Annotated in this window: 17 protein-coding genes; 8 read left to right on the plus strand and 9 right to left on the minus strand. The window is 65.7% G+C overall.

What is annotated here, in order from left to right:
• Positions 1–10 precede the first annotated feature (10 nt).
• Together AC1RUR_RS27595 and AC1RUR_RS27600 are read right to left on the minus strand one after the other, a co-directional pair.
• The gene (locus AC1RUR_RS27595) at positions 11–1915 is read right to left on the minus strand and encodes a sensor domain-containing diguanylate cyclase (RefSeq protein WP_492849866.1); all 1905 of its coding nucleotides are present in this window, start codon (positions 1913–1915) and stop codon (positions 11–13) included.
• A gap of 174 nt (positions 1916–2089) precedes the next feature.
• The gene (locus AC1RUR_RS27600) at positions 2090–2305 is read right to left on the minus strand and encodes a hypothetical protein (RefSeq protein WP_492849868.1); all 216 of its coding nucleotides are present in this window, start codon (positions 2303–2305) and stop codon (positions 2090–2092) included.
• A gap of 106 nt (positions 2306–2411) precedes the next feature.
• Here AC1RUR_RS27600 and hemE point away from each other — a divergent pair, with 106 nt between their 5' ends.
• Positions 2412–3446 carry a uroporphyrinogen decarboxylase gene (gene hemE / locus AC1RUR_RS27605; RefSeq protein WP_492849870.1) on the plus strand — a complete coding sequence of 345 codons (1035 nt, stop codon included), beginning with the start codon at positions 2412–2414 and terminating at the stop codon, positions 3444–3446.
• A gap of 185 nt (positions 3447–3631) precedes the next feature.
• Here the strand turns inward: hemE and hemC are convergent, their stop codons facing one another.
• From hemC to AC1RUR_RS27620, 3 genes are all read right to left on the minus strand, one after another.
• On the minus strand, positions 3632–4612 hold the full coding sequence (gene hemC / locus AC1RUR_RS27610) for a hydroxymethylbilane synthase (protein ID WP_492849872.1): 981 nt from the start codon (positions 4610–4612) through the stop codon (positions 3632–3634).
• A 25-nt stretch (positions 4613–4637) separates the two neighbouring features.
• Positions 4638–6263, minus strand: a complete 1626-nt coding sequence (locus tag AC1RUR_RS27615; protein ID WP_492849874.1) for a GMC family oxidoreductase — start codon at positions 6261–6263, stop codon at positions 4638–4640.
• A 251-nt stretch (positions 6264–6514) separates the two neighbouring features.
• Entirely contained in the window at positions 6515–7105 is a 591-nt protein-coding gene (locus tag AC1RUR_RS27620; protein WP_492849876.1) for a TetR/AcrR family transcriptional regulator, read from the minus strand.
• A gap of 188 nt (positions 7106–7293) precedes the next feature.
• Between AC1RUR_RS27620 and AC1RUR_RS27625 the strand changes: the two genes are divergently transcribed.
• The 4 genes from AC1RUR_RS27625 to AC1RUR_RS27640 all read left to right on the plus strand — a co-directional run bounded on the left by AC1RUR_RS27625 (position 7294) and on the right by AC1RUR_RS27640 (position 11323).
• On the plus strand, positions 7294–7659 hold the full coding sequence (locus AC1RUR_RS27625; RefSeq protein ID WP_492849878.1) for a nuclear transport factor 2 family protein: 366 nt from the start codon (positions 7294–7296) through the stop codon (positions 7657–7659).
• Positions 7660–7935: 276 nt separating this feature from the next.
• On the plus strand, positions 7936–9897 hold the full coding sequence (locus AC1RUR_RS27630) for a putative bifunctional diguanylate cyclase/phosphodiesterase (protein WP_492849880.1): 1962 nt from the start codon (positions 7936–7938) through the stop codon (positions 9895–9897).
• 159 nt (positions 9898–10056) lie between these two features.
• A complete protein-coding gene (locus AC1RUR_RS27635; RefSeq protein WP_492849882.1) occupies positions 10057–10596 on the plus strand; it encodes a hypothetical protein in 540 nt (179 codons plus the stop codon).
• 40 nt (positions 10597–10636) lie between these two features.
• Complete coding sequence (locus tag AC1RUR_RS27640; protein WP_492849884.1) at positions 10637–11323, plus strand: ATP-dependent Clp protease proteolytic subunit; 687 nt, start codon at positions 10637–10639, stop codon at positions 11321–11323.
• An 18-nt stretch (positions 11324–11341) separates the two neighbouring features.
• Here AC1RUR_RS27640 and AC1RUR_RS27645 read toward each other — a convergent pair whose 3' ends face one another.
• From AC1RUR_RS27645 to pgm, 4 genes are all read right to left on the minus strand, one after another.
• Entirely contained in the window at positions 11342–12322 is a 981-nt protein-coding gene (locus tag AC1RUR_RS27645) for a PDR/VanB family oxidoreductase (RefSeq protein WP_492849886.1), read from the minus strand.
• Between the two features lie 12 nt (positions 12323–12334).
• Entirely contained in the window at positions 12335–13087 is a 753-nt protein-coding gene (locus tag AC1RUR_RS27650; protein WP_492849888.1) for a GntR family transcriptional regulator, read from the minus strand.
• Positions 13088–13093: 6 nt separating this feature from the next.
• Positions 13094–14143 carry an aromatic ring-hydroxylating dioxygenase subunit alpha gene (locus tag AC1RUR_RS27655; protein WP_492849890.1) on the minus strand — a complete coding sequence of 350 codons (1050 nt, stop codon included), beginning with the start codon at positions 14141–14143 and terminating at the stop codon, positions 13094–13096.
• Positions 14144–14432: 289 nt separating this feature from the next.
• On the minus strand, positions 14433–16079 hold the full coding sequence (pgm, locus tag AC1RUR_RS27660) for a phosphoglucomutase (alpha-D-glucose-1,6-bisphosphate-dependent) (RefSeq protein WP_492849892.1): 1647 nt from the start codon (positions 16077–16079) through the stop codon (positions 14433–14435).
• A gap of 190 nt (positions 16080–16269) precedes the next feature.
• On the opposite strand from pgm, the gene AC1RUR_RS27665 reads away from it, so the two are divergent.
• From AC1RUR_RS27665 to AC1RUR_RS27675, 3 genes are all read left to right on the plus strand, one after another.
• Positions 16270–16764: a c-type cytochrome gene (locus AC1RUR_RS27665; protein WP_492849894.1), complete on the plus strand. Its 495-nt coding sequence runs from the start codon at positions 16270–16272 to the stop codon at positions 16762–16764.
• 97 nt (positions 16765–16861) lie between these two features.
• The gene (locus AC1RUR_RS27670) at positions 16862–17998 is read left to right on the plus strand and encodes an alpha/beta hydrolase family protein (protein WP_492849896.1); all 1137 of its coding nucleotides are present in this window, start codon (positions 16862–16864) and stop codon (positions 17996–17998) included.
• Between the two features lie 54 nt (positions 17999–18052).
• Entirely contained in the window at positions 18053–18862 is an 810-nt protein-coding gene (locus AC1RUR_RS27675) for a lytic transglycosylase domain-containing protein (protein WP_492849898.1), read from the plus strand.
• The last annotated feature ends 111 nt before the right edge of the window (positions 18863–18973 follow it).

The following is an 18973-nucleotide window of genomic DNA, read 5'->3' on the forward strand; positions in this document are numbered from 1 at the left end:
CGGACGGCCGTTACTGACCGGACGCCTTGGGCAGCAGGTTCATGATCTCGCCCGACATCGTCAGACGGTCACGGCCCGTGTCCTTGGCGGCGTAGAGCGCGCGGTCGGCGGCCTCCACCAGCGAAGCGGAGCCTGCGGTACGCTCGAACGCCGGACGGCAGGCCACACCGCCAAGCGAGACCGTCACGTATGCCGCAAGCGGGCTGGATGCGTGGACGAGGCCGGCCTGGTGGATGGCCTGGCGGATCCGCTCGCCGATCCGGGCACAGCCGGCGGCATCGGTGCCGGGGAGCAGCATCGCGAATTCCTCGCCGCCGTAGCGCGCCGCCAGATCGCCGGCGCGGTGCATTTCGGCCGCGAGGATCTTCGAGACCACTCGCAGACAGGCATCGCCCGCGGGATGGCCGTATTCGTCGTTGTAGGCCTTGAAATGGTCGACGTCGATCATGAGCAGAGCGAGGCTGGAGCGATCGCGATAGGCACGCGCCCATTCCTCCTTCAGCCGATCGTCGAAGCAGCGGCGGTTGGCGAGCCCGGTGAGGCTGTCCTCGGTCGCCAGCGTCTCGAGCCTGGTTTCCAGCGTCTTCTGCTCGGTGATGTCGCGCGAGATCGCGACCACGCCGTCGACGTTGCCGTTGTCCTTGCGTGTCACCCGCATGGTCGATTCGAGCCAGACTTCGCCCTTCTGCCGGTGCGAGTTGCGATAGGTGACGCGCGCCTCCTCCTTTTCGCCGCGCTTCAGGGCGTCGACGAGGGCGTGGACCTGCGGCAGGTCGTCGGCATGAACGCCGGCGAGTGCGGGCGTTCCGATCAATTGGTTGGCCCGCCAGCCGACGACGCGGACCGACGAGGGAGAGACGTAGCGCAGCCGCTCGTCGAGCCCGATGCGGGTCACCATGTCGCTGGAGCCTTCGGCGAGCAGGCGGAAATGCTCTTCCTTCTCGATCAGGGCTGCCGCCATGCGCTGGCCCCGCTGCAACTGCCGCACCAGCACCGCTCCGATGATCGCGATCAACATGACCAGCGCGAGGACGTAGAGCATGCGGGAAATCGCCGCGGCGCGCCAGGGCGCCAGCAGTTCGTTCTTGTCGACGGTGGCGAGCAGGACGAGCGGATAGCGGCCAGAGCGCTTGAAGAAGCTGACGCGCTCGGCGCCGTCCAGCGGCGACTTGAAGTGATAGGCGCCGCTCGGCCGTTGCAGGCTCGCGTCGCGGAACAGCGGGGTGTCGGCGACGTTGCGGCCGACGAATTTATCGTTGCTCGGATTGCGCGCGACGATCAGGCCGCCGCCATGCGTCAGTGCGACGGAGCTGTTGCGGCCGATCTCGAACTGCTCGTAGAAATGCGACAGATATCTGGAGCTGATGGTCGCGAGCACCACGCCGCCAAAGCTGCCGTCCGCCTTGTTGAAACGGCGCGAAAGGGTGACGAGCCATTCGCCGTCGAGCAGGCTCTTCACGGGATGGCCGATATGGGCCTCCCGTTTCGGGGAGAGCTGGTGATAGCGGAAGAACGCGTCGTCGCTGAGCGTCGATACGATCGTGCCGGGCGAGGTCAGCCAATTGCCCTGGTCGTCGATGATGGCGAAGCTGTGCACGCGCTCCGTCGCCTTCTTGCGGACCTCCATGAGATTTCTGAGCTTGGCGATCGTGGCGGGGTCGGTGCCATCCATCTCCAGCCGGCTGACGACGCCGACGACGCCGGAATCAAGCAGATCGAGGCTGTCCTCGGCATGCTGCGTCAGTGAGCGCGCAACGTTCGCCATCTCGGTCTCGGCGCCTTTGAGCACCGCGTCGCGCGCGGCCCATTCGCGCCAGCCGCTGACGCCGAGGATGGTCGCGCAGGTCAGCACGACGAACGCCGCCGCGCGAAGCGGCAGGCGGCTCCATCCGGCTCTTTGGGTAGCGGCGCTCATGACGGCAGTCTTCTCCGATCATTCGGAACCTCTGCCGCTTCTGTTATTGAACCCTGAAATGACTGCCGAAATACGCCGCGATATCCCCCGTTTCCCGTAGTCCTACGGACGCGAAGATCAACGCATCGCTAACAAGGTATTAGCGAACCTATCGGAATCCGGCGCCCCTCCCCGCTAGCTGAAGATGGCCTTAACCTTGTCCCAGAGCGAGGGGCCGTCCGCGTCGGCATCGGCCTTCGAGGGCGTCGGCTGGGCGACGCTTACGGGATCGGACGCCGGGAAGCTGTCCTTGAGCCCGGTATCGAGCTTGGCATGACGATCGGCGGCGAGCGCTTCGTGCAAATCGTCGGCGTGCTTGTCGTGCGGCGCGGGATTGAATGTCTCAGCCATGGTCTCCTCCACTGGGTGGTCAACGCGGCCCAATTGCGCTTGTTCCCCTGTTCCGCTGAAGGCCGCGGCGGTGTATCAGGAGCCGTAACCTTGCCCAGGACCCTCCGTGCCCCAGTCTGCGACAAAGCCCTTCATCGACGTGCTCTCCGGCCAGCGCCAAGCCATCCCGCCGATGTGGATGATGCGCCAGGCCGGCCGCTACCTGCCGGAATATCGCGAGGTGCGGGCGAAGGCGGGCGGCTTCCTCGATCTCTGCTTCAACCCGGAACTTGCCGCCGAGGTCACGCTGCAACCGATCCGGCGGTTCGGCTTCGACGCGGCGATCATCTTCTCGGACATCCTGGTGATCCCCTACGCGCTCGGCCGCTCCGTGCGTTTCGAGGTCGGCGAAGGTCCGCGGCTCGAGCCGCTGGATGATCCCGCGAAGGTCGGAACGCTCGCCCCGCGCGCCGACTTCGGCAAGCTCGCGCCGGTGTTCGAGGCGCTCAGAATCGTGCGCGGCGCGCTCGATCCCCGGACCGCACTGATCGGCTTCTGCGGCGCGCCATGGACGGTCGCGACCTACATGGTCGCGGGCCAGGGCACGCCCGACCAGGCGCAGGCGCGAATGATGGCCTACCGGCATCCGGAGGCGTTCGCTGATATCATCGACGTGCTGGTCGACAACTCGATCGAGTATCTGCTGGCGCAGCTTGCAGCCGGTGCCAATGCCTTGCAGATCTTCGACACCTGGGCCGGCGTGCTGCCGCCCGCCGAGTTCGCGCGCTGGTCGGTCGAGCCGACGCGGCGCATCGTCGAGGGCGTGCGCGCCAAGGTGCCGGATGCGAAGATTATCGGTTTTCCGCGCGGCGCCGGCGCGCAATTGCCTGGTTATGTCGAGGCGACCGGCATCAACGGCGTCAGCATCGACTGGACCGCGGAGCCGGCCTTCATCCGCGAGCGCGTGCAATCACGCGTCGCCGTGCAGGGCAATCTCGATCCGCTGGTGCTGATCACGGGCGGCGCCGCGCTCGACCGCGCGGTGGACAATGCGCTGGCGAACTTTGCGCAAGGACGCTTCATCTTCAATCTCGGCCACGGCATCCAGCCGGAGACGCCGATCGCCCATGTCGAGCAGATGATCAAGCGCGTGCGGGGGTAAGGACGAGCGGTCTCTCCGCGTCGTCATGGTCGGCAAAATAAAAAATGCGAAAACAACCCCATGCACAGTAGGGAAGTCGTTGAATTTCCTGAGGCAGTTCTAACAATCCGAAATTTTGCTTGACCCGTCGGGCAAAACAGGTGCATGGTGGCACTATCCCGCCGATCGTAACTTCGCCAGGCCAGCTAGCGCGGCCGGCTGCGCTCGATGATCTCGGCGGCGCCCTTCGTCAGCAGATCGAGACCCACGGCACGGCCGAGCTCACGCGGCCGGTTGGCGGGGCCCGTGCGCGAGGCCTCGATGATGGTGTTGCCGGAGAGGTCGAGCACGGAGGCGGTGAGCGACATCCGATCGCCCGCGATGGTCGAGAAGCCAGCCACCGGCGAGTTGCAATGACCGTTCAGCACCCACAGCACCTCGCGCTCGGCATCGGCAGAGGCGTGTGCTGAGGGATCGTCGATCGAGGCAAGGATCTGCCGCGTCTGCCAGTCCTGTGCCGCGCATTCGACCGCGACGATGCCCTGCCCCGCCGCGGGCAGCATCTCTGTCGCGGTAAACTCATAGGCGATGCGGCTGGCCAGACCGACGCGATCGAGACCCGAGCGCGCCATGATCAGTGCATCGGCGGGACCGACCGCGCCGCCATCCGGCAGCTTCTGCTTCTCGCCGTTGTCGAGCTTTCGCACGCGCGTGTCGGCGGCGCCGCGGAAGTGGATGACCTCCACATCAGGAAACAGCCGCCGCGCATAGGCGGCGCGGCGCACCGCGTTGGTGCCGATCTTGAACCCCTTGCCGCGCGACTGGCGCAGCGCCGCCAGCGTCACGCCATCGCGCAGCACGAGGGCATCATTGGGCGGATCGCGTGACAGCGTGGCGCCGATGACGAGGCCGGGCGTATCCTCGTTGCCAGGCATGTCCTTCAGCGAATGCATCGCCGCCTGGAGTTCGCCCGACAGCACGGCGGCGCGGATCTGCGCCACGAAGGCGCCGCCCTTGCCGCCATGCGGCAACAGCTTGCTGGTCTGGTCGAGATCGCCCGTGGTGTCGAACTTGACGATCTCGACGTCGAGACCGGGCACGGCGGCGGTCAGGCGGCGCGCGATCTCTTCCGTCTGTGCCAGCGCCATCGCGCTCTTGCGGGTGCCGATCCTCAGTCGCGTAGCCAAGCTGTCAGCTCCTTCTCGCGCGGGTTTACCGCGCATCCTCCAATATCATGTCGGAGGCCTTTTCGGCGATCATGATGATCGGCGCGTTGGTGTTCCCCGACACGAGGTCCGGCATGATCGAGCCGTCGACGATGCGAAGGCCCTCGAGCCCCCTCACCTTCAGCCGCTGGTCGACCACCGACAGCGCGTCATTGCCCATACGACAGGTCGAGGTCGGATGGTAGATGGTGCTGCCGCGCTCACGGCAATAATCGAGCAGTTCGGCATCCGTCGATACCTTCGCCCCGGGATCATACTCATTGACCACGAACGGCTTCAGCGCCGGCGCATTCAGTATCTTGCGCAGGATCTTGAGGCCTTCGACGTTGGTGGTGCGGTCGGTCTCGGTGGACATGTAGTTGATGCGGATCTCCGGCGGCACGGTCGGATCAGCGCTTCGGATACGCAGGGAGCCGCGGCTTTCGGGGCGGAGCTGACAGACCGAGGCGGTGAAGCCGGAGAAATCATGCAGCCTCTCGCCCATCTTGTCGGTCGAGAACGGCAGGAAGTGGACCTGGATGTCGGGCGAGGCCAGCCGCGGACTGGTCTTGAAGAACGCGCCGGCCGTTCCCGCCGCGATCGTCAGCCAGCCCTTCCGGAACAGCGCATAGCGCGCGCCGGCCAGCGTGCGGCGAAGCGGGTGGTTGACGGTGTCGTTGAGCGTGATCTTCTGCGAGCAGCGCATCACGATGCGGACCTGCATGTGGTCCTGGAGATCGTGGCCGACACCCGGAGCGTCCAGCACCACGTCGATGCCATGCTTGCGCAGGAGATTGGCAGGCCCGACACCGGAGAGCTGGAGCAGCTGCGGCGAGTTGTAGGCGCCGCTCGACAGCACAACCTCTTTTCGCGCCCGCGCGCGGCGCAGCGTGGCGCCTTGCCGGTATTCGACGCCGACGGCGCGGCGGCCCTCGAACAGCACGCGCTGGCCAAGCGCCTCGGTCTCGATCTTGAGATTGCCGCGCGTCTTCGCGGGTCCAAGATAGGCCACCGCCGTCGAAGCGCGGCGGCCGTTGCGCGTCGTGGTCTGGAACAGGCCGACGCCTTCCTGCGTGGCGCCGTTGAAATCGGGATTGTAGGGCAGACCGGTCTCGACCGCGGCGTCGATGAAGGCCTTCGACAGCGGATCGGTCACGACCATGTTGGACACCGGCAGCGGCCCGCCGCTGCCGTGGTATTGATCGGCGCCGCGCGCCTGGTTCTCGGCCTTCTTGAAATAGGGCAGCACGTCGTCATAGCCCCAGCCGGCATTGCCGTGCTGACGCCAGCGATCGTAATCCTCGTGCTGGCCGCGAACATAGAGCAGGCCATTGATCGAGCTCGATCCGCCCAGTGTCTTGCCGCGCGGCTGGAACACCTGACGTCCCTTCAGCTCGGGCTCAGGCTCGGTCTGGTACATCCAGTTGACGGTCTTTTCCTTGAACAGCTTGCCGTAGCCGAGCGGCACGTGGATCCAGATGTTGGAATCCTTCGGGCCGGCTTCGAGCAGCAGCACCGAGTGTTTGCCGTTCGCCGACAGGCGGTTGGCGAGCACGCAGCCGGCGGAGCCGGCGCCGACGATGATGTAGTCGAATTCAGGATCGGACGGTGCGAGAGAGGAATTTGCGTTCATGCGCTACAAGTCTTCTTGTTCGTGAGGGCGTTTCCAATTTCGTCACCTCTCCCCGACGGGGAGAGGTCGGATTGCGCTCGGCGATGCGAAGCATCGTCCGTAGCAATCCGGGTGAGGGGCCGCAACGGCAAGCGAGACCGTAACCCCTCACCCGGATTGCATCTCCGATGCAATCCGACCTCTCCCTGCGGGAGAGGTGATCCGAGTTCGGCGTCAGCACCGCCCACATAACTCATCTCAGACTAGCACAATCATGCAGCGACGCGCAGCGCCTCAACCAGCGACTTGAACGCACGGGCATATTCCGCGCCCGCCCTTGCGATATCCGCGCGTCCGGCGCAGGCCACCGCGGCCTCCGTCACCGCGCCGAGCAGCAGCCGCGCCAGCGGCTCGACCGGCTGCTTTGCGATCAGGCCAGCCTCCATGGCGGCTGCGATCGCGCGCGGCATCTTGCCGCCAAAGTGCTGCGCGTCGATCTCGCGCCAGCGTTCCCAGCCGAGCACCGCGGGGCCGTCGCGCAAAATGATCTGACCGGTCGGGCCCTTGGCGGTCGCCGCAAAGTAATGCTGGGTGCCGGCAACCATCGCGGCGAGCACGTCCTTCTCGGCGCGCGCGGTGCGATCGATCTCGGCGACGAGATCGCGCGAGACGGAATCGAACACCGCAGCGAACACCGCCTCCTTGGTCTTGAAGTGATGATAGACCGCACCCTTGGCGACGCCGGCGCCCTCCGCGATCTCATCCATGGTGGTGGCGGCAAAGCCTTGCGTCCCGAACAGCCGGCGTGCCGCCGTCAGGATTGCCTCCGATGTCGCCGCCCGCCGCTCCGCCTGTTTGGCCATGAGTCCTCGACTGGAGCCGCGGCGTTGCTCGACCTCCGCTTGCGGGAGAGGGGGCCGACCGTCTTCGCGGACGCAGCTCGATTTGATCAAGTGAAGCTGTAATCGAATTCGCCTCACGCGGCCAGTTGACTTTTCGACTATCGGTCGGTATTTACCGACTATCAGTCGGTTTGATCGTGAGGTGCGCCATGCCGAGCCGGGACATTGTCGAAGCTTTTGCAAAGCGGTTGGAGGACGGGGACTTCGTCGGCGCGATCGAGACATTCTATGCCCTCGATGCCGCGACCTATGAAAACCACGCCGCGCCGACCATTGGCCGGGAAAAACTGGCAGCGAAAGAGCGCGGCGTGCTCGCCGCGACCAAGGAGGTCAAGGCCGTCCGCATCGGGCCGAGCCTGATCGAGGGCGACACCGTCGCGACGCGCTGGAAATTCAGCTTCACCAGCGCGGAAGGGGTCATCCGAACGTTGGACGAGATCGCCTGGCAGACGTGGAGCGGCGACACGCTGATCGAAGAACGGTTCTATTACGATCCGAAACAATTGGGGCGGTGATGCGCCAGTTGGAGAGGCTGCCCTCTCCGCGCCGTCATGGCCGGGCTTGTCCCGGCATGACGCCCCTTCCAAGATCTCACACGCGATAGGCCTGTCGTGACGACGATTGCGACCGCACCGCGCATTTGTATCGATTTGTTATCGATACAAATGCTTCGGCACCTAGAAGTGATCGCCGCGATGGCCGCCAGCAGGGATAATTCATAGTTCGTCAAAGGTTTGCAGCGAATTCTCCGGATCGAGCTGGACGAACGGCCCATCCTGCTAGGCTCTGGAATGCGGACTCAACTGACCACCTATTTCGCGCGGCTGTTCGCCGGCGATCTGTCGGCGTTCGGCGGTCCCGCAACCGACGAAACCATGGCCGGTCATATCCGCGCCGAACAGATGTCGCTGGTGCTCGGCTATTCGGTCGGCATCATGCTCGCCAATGCCTGCAACGCCACGGTGCTCGCCATCGCACTCTGGCCGTCGCCGGACCGGACTTTCGCGCTGATCTGGGCGGTTGCCGTCGCCGGCGCCGCGATCGCATTCGGTCTGCAATCCCACGCCGCGCGCCGCATCACCAAGCCGCAATTCGTCTCGCGCCGCGCCATGCATCGGCTGGTACGCAATGCTTTCATCCTCGGTGCCGCCTGGGGCATCGTGCCGGTTGCCTTCTTTGCCGACGCATCGACCGGCGGCCAGCTCGTCATCACCTGCCTGTGCTCGGGAATGCTGGCAGGCGGCGCGCTCGCCTTCGCCACGATCCCGGTCGCAGCCATGGCCTTCACCGCGCCTATCTTCGTCGGGATCGCCATCTGTCTCGGCAGGAACGGCGATTTGGCCTTCCTGCTGATCGCCTTCCTCGTCGTGGTCTACGGAAGCGTGCTGCTGCGCGGCGTGTTCGTCAATTCCCTCTCGTTCGCGCGGCGCGTGATGCGGCAGGTCGAGGCCGAGCGCACGGTGCGGCAGGACCCGCTGACGCATCTGCCCAACCGCTTCGCCTTCAACGAGACGCTCGATGCCGCCTTGAAGCGGCTTGCCCTGTCGGGCGAGGAGTTCGCGGTACTGCTGCTCGACCTCGATCGCTTCAAGGAGGTCAACGACAAGTTCGGCCATCCCGCCGGCGACGAATTCCTGATCCAGGTCGCAAGCCGCCTGCAACGCTGCACCCGCGCGGCCGAGCACGTCGCACGCATCGGCGGCGACGAGTTCGCGCTGGTGATGGCCAATCTGGCACGGCCGGAGGACGCGCTCGAGATCGCCGAGCGCTTCGTCGCGGCGTTCACGGAGCCGTTTCCGATCGAAGGCCGCCAGATCGTCGGCGCAACCAGCGTCGGCATCGTGCTGGCGCCGCGCGACGGCACCACGCAGCTCGACCTCATGAAGAATGCCGACGCCGCGCTCTATCGGGCCAAGAAGGCGGGACCCGGCACGGTCTGCTTCTTCGAGGTCAGCGACGACAGGGCGTCGCGCGACCGCAAGGCGCTGCAAGCGGACCTCGAGGGCGCGATCGCGCGGAACGAGCTGTTCCTCGTATTCCAGCCGTTCCTCGATCTCGGCGAGAACCGGATCACGGGCTTCGAGGCGCTGCTGCGCTGGCAGCACCCGCAACGCGGCCTGGTGCCGCCGAGCGAATTCATCCCCATCGCGGAGGAGACCGGGCTGATCCACGAGATCGGCGAATGGGTGATCCGGCGCGCTTGCGCGACGTTGGCGGACTGGCCCGAGGAGATCAGGGTCGCCGTGAATTTCTCCGCGGCGCAGTTTCACAACACCGGCATCCTCCAGAGCATCGTGCAGGCGCTGGCCGACGCGAAGGTCTCGCCCAGCAGGCTCGAGATCGAGATCACGGAATCGATGCTGCTGTCGAAATACGGCTCCGCCGCCTCGATCATGAACGCGCTGCTGCAACTCGGCGTCACCGTGGCGCTGGACGATTTCGGCACGGGGTTCTCGTCGCTGACTTACCTGCGCAAGCTGCCGTTCAGCCGCATCAAGATCGACCAGTCCTTCATCCGCGACATGCTGGTGCAGCCCGACTGCGCGGCGATCGTGAAGTCGGTGGTCTCGCTGGCGCGGGACCTCAACATCGACGTCGTCGCCGAGGGCGTCGAGACCGCCGACCAGCTCGAATATCTCAGGCAGATCAGTTGCGACGAAGTGCAGGGCTATCTGATCAGCCGGCCGGTCTCGGCCGATGACGTGCTGGCGCTGCTGGACACGAAGAAGAAGCGGGCGACTTACGCGGCGTAACGCCTGCTCCATGGGCACGAGCGTCCAGGGTTGGACCCGCACTTCCGGGCTTAACGAAATCTGAATCGCAATAATTTGCCGACGTTTGTTAGCTTAGTCTTATGGGGCGCACCCTTAGGTAGCAGATGACCTGGATGTTGGCTGTCAGGAGTCATCGCAATGTCATTCGGCAAGCGTCAACCCGGAGCCGGTGCCGCCGCACAGGCTCTCAGCCCCGGCTCCGCTGGCGCGAGAAGCCAAGCCATCGCCGACGCGGCCGCGACGCGCAGTCCAATTCGCTGGTTCCTCGTCTGCCTCGCCTGTATCGGCGCGCTCTACGCACTGCTCGTGAGCTACGGCCCGGACATCATCCGCGACCACCGGCTCGCCGGGACCTGGCAGCCGGCCTATGACCTGCAAGCGATGGAGGGGAAGTGCAAGCGGACGAACTTCGTCGTCACGCTCTGCACGGCCAAGATCAAGTCGGTCGCAAGGCCCGATCAGGCGCCGATCGATCACAGCTTCTTCATGTTGTTTTCCGGCGGCGACGGCGAGGCTCTCGTGCCGGTGCGCTCGACGACCGATCGCACCGCGGTCTCGATCGCCTACACGGCGGAAACGAAACTCTGGAACCGCACGCTGTCGTTCATTTTCTCGGCGGGCTTCCTGGCCTTGGCCAGTCTCGTGACCCTGCTGGTCTTCTGGAAATCGGTCAATTGATCGCGCCGATGCGCTGAATTTCAACACCGGGCAATAGACCGTGGCACTGTTCAAGGTACTTGGCGCCATCGGCGGCATCCTGCTTTTCTGGGGCTATTTCCAATTGCCCTCCGGCTCCGGCGATGTAGCGGCGCGACAGACCCTGTCGATCAGCGAGGAGCCGGACCGCATCGTGCTCGGCTGGAGCGGACCCGTGCAGGAGCCGATGAGCGAGCGTGTTGCCGCTGCCTTCGACCGTTACAGGGCCGATCGGCGCCGGCTCGTCCTCATCCTCAACTCGCCGGGCGGCTCGGTCGAACACGGGCGCAAGGTCGTCGCCGCGATCCGCGCAAGCGATCATGCGATCGATACGCTCGTCCAGAAAGCCGGTGTCTGCGCCTCGATGTGCGTTCCGATCTTTCTCTCTGGCACCAGACGCATCGCCGACGCCGAGGCCTATTTCATGTTCCACCAGGTCAGCCTGAGCAGCAGCGCGAAAGCCAACACGAAGCGGCAGGAGCTGAGCGACGCCGAGAAAGCTTTCCTCACGCAGACTGTCAAGACGATCGAAGCGCACGTGACCGACGAGTTCTTCCGCAGCGACATCGGCATCCGCGGCGTCAACACCGTATGGCTTGCCGGCATGCGCCAGAAGATCGCGGGCCGCGATGTCTGGATGAGCGGCCAGCAGCTCGTCGATGAGGGCTCCGGTATCGTCGACAGCCTCATTGGCACGCCTGCGCGCTAGCCGGCCTCCGAGCTTGCCTCAGATCGCATCCGCCCGCAGCAGCGTATCCACCGTGATGGTGCCCCGTGCTCGCGAGACGCAGGCGCAGATCTTCTGGTTGCTCTCTTTCTGATGGTCGCTGAAGAAGACGTCGCGGTGGTCGATCTCGCCGTCGACGGCGACCACGTCGATGGCACAGAGGCCGCATTCGCCGCGCTTGCAGTCGGATATCACCTCAAAGCCGCTGGCATTGAGCACGTCAAGCATCGAGCGCTCGCGGGGGATCTCGAGCTCGACATCGGAGCCCTTCAGGCGCACGCGAAAGGTCTCGGTCGGCAGCGTGCCGCTGGACCCAAACGTCTCGTAGCGAAGATCGGGGAGCGGATGGCCGGCGCCGATCCAGGCGTGGCGCGCGGCATCCAGCATCCGCATCGGGCCGCAGAACAGCGCCAGCGTACCTTGCGGCAATGATGCGAACAGCGCGTCGAGATCGAGCCGCCGGCCTTCATCGCTCGCATGGACAACCAGGCGGTCGCCGAGCATCCCGGCGAGATCGTCGAGATAGGCGGCCTCGCCGCGCGAGCGCACGGCATAGTGCAGCGTGACACCGGCGCCGCGCCGCGCCAGCGCCTGGGCTGCACCGAAGATCGGGGTGATGCCGATGCCACCGGCAATCAGGCAATAATTGTCGCGCGCCCAGTCCACCGCGAGCAGCGAGGCGGGCTGCGTGATGTCGAGCCGCGCGCCCGGTGCCAGCTGCCACATGTAGCGCGAGCCGCCACGCGAATCCTCGGCGCGGCGCACCGCGATCTTGAGGCCGCGCGAGGTGGCCTCGCCGACCAGCGAATAGGAGCGCGTCTCGGGCTGGCCGTCGATGGTGACGCTGACATTGATGTGGCTGCCGACCGGATAGGCCGCGCCGTCGAACCGGTCCGGCAGGATCAGGAATTCGCGGATGCCGGGCGCAAGGTCGCGCGTTGCGACGAGCGTCGCCGGGGTCCAGGTTTCGATGAAGCGCATGGGTGACTGCCCTCAATCGGTTGCGGTCTTGATCAGCGCGAGCGCCGGCAAGAGGTCGAGATGGGTCCGGTTGCGCAGCGCGAGCCGCAGGTTTCGCACGGCAAGCCGCGCATGCTCGCGCATGATCGCTTCGGCACGCGCACCCTCGCGGTTCTCGATGGCGTCGATGACGACGCGGTGGTGCTCCTGCCCGATGATCAGGATCTGCTGGGCCTCGGGCAGCGCCGATTGCGCCATCACAAAACCGCTTGGGGATGCGAACGGCAGCGCGGAGGCGCGGTCGATCTGCCGGATCAGCGGCGGGCTGCGCGACAATTCGGTGAGCAGGGCATGGAAGCGCGCGTTCAGCGTGACATAGGACGAGAAGGCATCGACCGAGATCGGCACCTGGCGCAGCAATTCATCGATCGCGGCGAGGCACTCCTTCAGCGGCTCGAGCTCACGGGCGGACACGCCGCGCTCGGCGGCAAAACGCGCGGCGAGACCTTCCAGCGTGCCGCGCAGCTCGATGGAATCGGAGATGTCGCGCTCCGAAAACGCCTTCACCATGAAGCCGCCGGAAGGGATCGCCTCGAGCAGGCCTTCCTCCTCCAGCCGCACCAGCGCCATCCGCACCGGCGTGCGCGAGGCGCCCGTCGTCTCCACCGCCTGGAGTTCGGAGATGCGTTCGCCGGGCCGCAACGATCCCGACAGGATCTGGTCGCGGAGCGCGAGCTGCGCCTTCACGGTCTGCGAGACGGAGCGGTCGACCTCGCGCTCGGCCATGTCGGCTTACTCCGCGGCCTGAAGGTGCTGCGGCGCGTTTTCTTTCGCCACCATCTTGTCGATCAGCTTGCGCGTCCACATCGCGCCGGCGTCGATGTTGAGATTGTAGAAGATGCGATCGGGGTTCTCGTCCATGGCGCGCTGCTGCGCTTCGAGGATCAGCTCGTCCTCGTGGAAGATGCCGGAGACGCCCTCGCGGATTTCGGTGGTGATGCGCTGCTCGCCGATCTGGTAGTTGCGGACGAAGGCCCAGAAATAGTGGCAGGTCTTCTCGGTCTCGGGCGTGATGGTGTTGAGCACGAAACCGTTGACGCCCTGCGAGCGGTCGCCTTCGGGCGCGCCGGTGCCTGATGGCGCCACGCCGACGTCGATCGCGATGGTGCACGGCGCCTCGAAGCGGATGATCTGCCAGCGGTCGACGAGACCGGACTTGCCGAGCTGCTTGGCCCAGAACGGCGGCGCCTCGATGCCGCGCATCCAGCGCGTCACCGTGACAGTCTTCTCGCCATGGGTGACGTCGAACGGCGCTTCCGCCACGGCATCATTGCCGATGGATGAGCCGTGCACGAAGGTCTCATGGGTGAGGTCCATGAGATTGTCGAGCACGAGGCGGTAGTCGCAGTTCACCCGGATGGTCTTGCCGTCGCCGGCCCAGGCGGGATCGTGGTTCCAGTGCATGTCGGGCACCAGCGCAGGATCGGCCAGCGCGGGGTCGCCCATCCAGAGCCAGATGTAGCGATGACGCTCGACCACGGGATAGGCGCGCACGCAGGCCGACGGGTTGATGGTCTCCTGCGAGGGCATGAAGGTGCAGCGGCCCTGCGCATTGTATTTCAGGCCGTGATAGCCGCAGACGACGGTGTCGCCCTCGAGCCGGCCCTTGGACAGCGGCACCAGGCGATGCCAGCAGGCATCCTCCAGCGCGGCCACCGAGCCATCGGCCTTGCGATACATCACGACATGCTTGCCGCAGATCGTCCGCGGCAACAGCGCCGGCTTGACGTCGGCATCCCAGGCGGCGGCGTACCAGGCGTTCATCGGGAAGGGTTTTGTCACCGGCGATCTCCCAAGGCTTATGTATGCGTTATGTATACATTAGCCGAGGGTAACGGGCCGCTCAAGGCCGAAATTACCCTACTAAATTACCTTTAATGAGTATTCGGTATACATTCTTACTGTATGAGGCCCGCGAGCGTCGGCGCTAGCGCCTCAACAGCGTCATGGCCGGGCTTGTCCCGGCCATCCACGCATTGCCACGCGGTACGAAGAACGTGGATGCCCGCGACAAGCCCGGGCATGACGACCTATCGTGAACGCGCGTGATCTTGTTGTGCTCTTAGGGCCGTTACGCCCCGAACACCTTCTTCAGCCCGGCCTGGGCCTCGTCCTGGATCCGCTTCAGGTGGTCGGTGCTGCGGAAGCTCTCGGCGTAGATCTTGTAGACGTCCTCCGTGCCGGACGGCCGCGCGGCAAACCAGCCGAAATCGGTCTCGACCTTGATGCCGCCGAACGGCTGGCCGTTACCGGGGGCCTTGCTGAGCGTTGAGCGGACGGGATCGCCGGCGAGCTCCTTGAGGCCGAGCTGCTCGGGCGTGACGGACTTCAGGATGTTCTTCTGCGGCGTCGTCGCCGCGACGTCGATGCGCGCGTAATGGGGCATGCCGAACTCGGCGGTGAGATCGCCGAACAGCTGGCTGGGGTCGCGGCCGGTCTTGGCCATGATCTCGGCGGCGAGCAGGCCGAGGATGATGCCGTCCTTGTCGGTGGTCCACACGGTGCCGTCGCGGCGCAGGAACGAGGCCCCCGCGCTCTCCTCGCCGCCAAAGCCGAAGCTCCCGCCGACGAGGCCGTCGACGAACCATTTGAAGCCGACCGGCGTCTCCACCAGCTTGCGGCCGAGTTTTTTGGCGACGCGGTCGATGATCGAGCTCGACACCACGGTCTTGCCGATCGCGGCATCCTTGCCCCAGTTCGGGCGGTGCGCGAACAGATAGGAGATCGCGGTCGCCAGATAATGGTTCGGGTTCATCAGGCCGCCGGTCCGCGTCACGATGCCGTGGCGGTCGGCGTCGGTGTCGTTGGCAAACGCGACGTCGAAGCGGTCGCGCATGCCGATCAGGCTCGCCATCGCGTAAGGCGAGGAGCAGTCCATGCGGATCTTGCCGTCCCAGTCCACCGTCATGAAGCGGAAGGTCGGATCGATCGCCTCGTTCACGACAGTGGCCTTGAGGCCGTAGCGCTCGATGATCGGATGCCAGTAGTGCACGGCGGCGCCGCCGAGCGGGTCGATGCCGATATTGATGCCGGCGGATTTGACGAGATCGAGGTCGACGACGTTGCCGAGATCGGCGACGTACGGCGTGATGAAGTCGTAGGCGTGGACGTTCGCGGATTTCTTCGCCTTGGCGTAGTCCATGCGCGCGACGCCCTTGAGCCCGTCGGCGAGATAGGCGTTGGCGCGCTTCTCGACGATGCCGGTGACGTCGGTGTCGGCGGGGCCGCCATGCGGCGGATTGTATTTGTAGCCGCCGTCCTCAGGGGGATTGTGCGAGGGGGTGACGACGACGCCGTCGGCAAGGCCGCTACCGCGGCCCTTGTTGTAGGTGAGGATCGCGTGCGAGATGACGGGCGTCGGCGTGTAACCGCCGTCCTTGTCGATCATGATGTCGACGCCGTTGGCCGCGAACACCTCGACGGCGCTTGTAAGCGCCGGCTCGGCCAGCGCATGGGTGTCGATGCCGATGAAGAGCGGGCCGGTCAGCCCCTTTTCCTTTCGGTAGTCGCAAATCGCCTGCGTGGTCGCCAGGATATGGCCCTCGTTGAAGGTGTTCCTGAACGAGGTGCCGCGATGGCCCGAGGTGCCGAACGCCACCCGCTGCGCGGGGTCGGCCACATCGGGCTTGCCGGCGAAATAGGCCGTCACCAGCCGCGGAATGTTGGTGAGCGCGTCCGGCGAGACCTGCTTGCCCGCCGCGGGATCGACTTTTGCCACTGCAACTCCCCTATGTCTTCAAACGACAAGTTGAAACACCATACCATCGGCCAGCCCGTCGCCAAGCCGATTGCCGGACCGCTGCGATGCCGCGTTCCGGTCAGGATTAATCGACAACGCCCATCCCGCACAGGATGATCCATGGCGAATACGCATGGCGCCCTCGTACTTTGGTCCCGGATATCGGTTGATGCAGGACAAAGACGCCGCCGCGCGGCGTGGGGCACGCTGCTTTCCGTTGGATCACGAAAGCCGGGACCTCCTGAAATTACCGGCAGATCCTGTGGGGAGTGGACTTGAGATGACCGGACGCCTGTTTCTCGTGCTCATGCTGGCATTCGCCACATCATCTTCCACATCGTCTGCCTCCGCCGCGGAGGGCGATCCGGCTGCGGGCATGGCCATCTTCCAGCGAACCTGTGAGAATTGCCACGCGGCGGGGATCGGGGTGAACAAGGTCGGCCCAAGCCTCTGGAATGTCATCGACCGCAAGCCCGCAATCGTCCCGGACTTCGCCTATTCTGATGCCATGAAGGCCAACAAGGAGGCCTGGACGCCGACGACACTGGACACCTATCTCGCCGACCCCCGCGGCGACGTCCACGGCGTCAAGATGTTCTTCAAGGGGCTGCCGAACCCCGCAGATCGGGCCAATGTCATCGCCTATCTTCAGACGCTGAAATGAACGATCGGGGCGGACGCTAGACCGATCCGAACAACGCCCGTTCGCCGGGTCATGCGGTTCTGTTATGATCCGCACGGCCACGGAGAATCATCCACGCATGGACCTCGCGCGCTGGCATCTGCCCGTGCTTATCGTGCTCGCCATCGCTGGGGCGGCGGCTCGCGCGAACGCCGCCGAATTCTACACCGAGGATCTGCGCATCCCGATGGCGGAGGCCGGGCCGCAGGGACTGGAGGCGTTCCTGGTGCGGCCGGCGGGGACGAAGCGCTACCCGCTGGCACTGCTCAGCCACGGCTCGCCACGCAGCTTCGACGACCGCGCGACCATGTCCGCGCACAAATATTACGGCATCGCGCTGGAATATGCCCGGCGCGGCTTTGCCGCACTGATCGTGATGCGGCGCGGCTACGGCACCTCGCCCGGCGGACGCGCCGACAGCGTCGGCGGCTGCGCCAATGCCGCCTACCTGCCGGCGGCCGCCGTTGCGGTTGCGGACTTGCGCGCCGCGATCGATGCGATGGCGCATCGGGCCGACGTCACGACATCAGGCATGATCGCGGCCGGCCATTCCGCCGGCGGGCTCGCCACCGTCGCGCTGACGGCGCAGGCGCCGCCCGGTCTCGTCGCCGCGATCAGCTTTGCCGGCGGCCGCGGCTCGCGGGACGACGATGATGTCTGCAACGCGAGCGGCCTGGTGCAGGCCTTCGCCACCTTCGGCAAGACCTCGCGTGTGCCGATGCTGTGGGTCTATGCGACCAACGATCTGTTCTTCGGCCCCGATCTGGCGCGCCGGCTCCATGACGGTTTTCGCGCAGGCGGCGGTACCGCGAAATTCGTCGCGGCGGCGCCTTATGGCGACGATGGCCATTATCTCTATTCCGTGGCCGGACGCCCGCAATGGACGCCCTACCTCGACGCCTTCCTGCGCGAGCGCGGGCTTGGCCACGATATCCTGAGCCTGCCCGATCCGCTGCCGCCGCCGAGCCAGCTCAACGAGGCCGCGCGCGCCGAGTTCGCGCGCTATCTCGCCAGCACCGTGCCGCACAAGGCTTTTGCGGTGTCGCCCAACGGCGGTTACGGCTGGCGTTCGGGGCGCGCGACGGCCGACGACGCCCAGCGCGATTCGCTCAGCGCCTGCATGAAATGGTCGCCCACCTGCACGCTCTATGCGGTCGACGACCGGCTGGCCGGCTCGCGGCAGACCTCCACCGACCAGGGCACCCGCGCGCCATAGCGCCACCGCCGATGGCAAATCGGTTGTTAACTCGGACGATATAAGACGTGCCCTATGCTGCGGGACCCGGCACATCCACATCACCACGCGAGGTGGCGACACGTCGCGATGGCCGTGCTGTTGCTGGCGTCGACCTGCGCCCATGCGCGGGACGACGCGGCGAACGACGTCGACACGACGTCGGCCATTGCCCGCGACAATGCCGAGCTCGGCGCCGGAGAGACCGCGACCTCCCGGACCGCGATCCGAAAGATCATCGAACGCGAAACCGCCAAGACCAATCTGCCGGCCGACATCGCCGAGGCCGTCGTCTTCGTCGAGAGCGGATACAACTCGGCGGTGGTCGGCAGCGTCGGCGAAGTCGGCCTGATGCAGGTGCGGCCCGAGACCGCGGCGATGCTCGGTTTCCGGGGCAACAGTTCGGAGCTCGCAGAGCCGGACATCAACATCCACTACGGCGTGATCTATCTCAGCCGCGCCTGGCGCCTCGCCGGCGGCGACCTCTGTCGCGCGCTGATGAAATACCGGGCGGGTCACGGCGAGGAGACGATGACCCCGCGTTCACAGGTCTATTGCAATCGCGCCCGCAACCGCCTTCTCGCGATGAACTCGGCCGCACTGGGAACCCCGGTTGCGGCCGTCCCGGATGCGTCAACGACGGCACCAGCAGCGCCGCCAGCACCGGCGACGATGACAAAATCGGCGCGCAATCCGAAGGTGGTGGCACAGCCGAAGGACGTTTATGCGCGCTACAAGCAGGGCACGGCCGCCGCGAGCCGCGCCTACTGGGCCGCACAGGAGGCCCGCGTCAGCCTGATCAAGGCGCGCATCGAAGCGAAATGGAAAAGGGTCGCATCGCGCTGAACCCTTGACGAGCCTGGCACTGTTGATGGACAAATGCGGATGCTCGTTTTCCGGGCAGCCGTGACGATTGGACGATCAGTTTTTTTTGCGTAAACCCGAATAGAGCCCATG

It is taken from the genome of Bradyrhizobium sp. GW821-FHT12B03, from assembly GCF_058807535.1.

Coding starts and splice junctions, on each gene's coding strand:
- AC1RUR_RS27650 (WP_492849888.1), bottom strand. CDS start 13,087: ATGGCCGAGCGCGAGGTCGACCGCTCCGTCTCGCAGACCGTGAAGGCG.
- AC1RUR_RS27635 (WP_492849882.1), top strand. CDS start 10,057: ATGTCATTCGGCAAGCGTCAACCCGGAGCCGGTGCCGCCGCACAGGCT.
- AC1RUR_RS27665 (WP_492849894.1), top strand. CDS start 16,270: ATGCAGGACAAAGACGCCGCCGCGCGGCGTGGGGCACGCTGCTTTCCG.
- AC1RUR_RS27615 (WP_492849874.1), bottom strand. CDS start 6,263: ATGAACGCAAATTCCTCTCTCGCACCGTCCGATCCTGAATTCGACTAC.
- AC1RUR_RS27625 (WP_492849878.1), top strand. CDS start 7,294: ATGCCGAGCCGGGACATTGTCGAAGCTTTTGCAAAGCGGTTGGAGGAC.
- AC1RUR_RS27620 (WP_492849876.1), bottom strand. CDS start 7,105: ATGGCCAAACAGGCGGAGCGGCGGGCGGCGACATCGGAGGCAATCCTG.
- AC1RUR_RS27670 (WP_492849896.1), top strand. CDS start 16,862: ATGGACCTCGCGCGCTGGCATCTGCCCGTGCTTATCGTGCTCGCCATC.
- AC1RUR_RS27645 (WP_492849886.1), bottom strand. CDS start 12,322: ATGCGCTTCATCGAAACCTGGACCCCGGCGACGCTCGTCGCAACGCGC.
- AC1RUR_RS27630 (WP_492849880.1), top strand. CDS start 7,936: ATGCGGACTCAACTGACCACCTATTTCGCGCGGCTGTTCGCCGGCGAT.
- AC1RUR_RS27675 (WP_492849898.1), top strand. CDS start 18,053: ATGCTGCGGGACCCGGCACATCCACATCACCACGCGAGGTGGCGACAC.
- AC1RUR_RS27600 (WP_492849868.1), bottom strand. CDS start 2,305: ATGGCTGAGACATTCAATCCCGCGCCGCACGACAAGCACGCCGACGAT.
- AC1RUR_RS27595 (WP_492849866.1), bottom strand. CDS start 1,915: ATGAGCGCCGCTACCCAAAGAGCCGGATGGAGCCGCCTGCCGCTTCGC.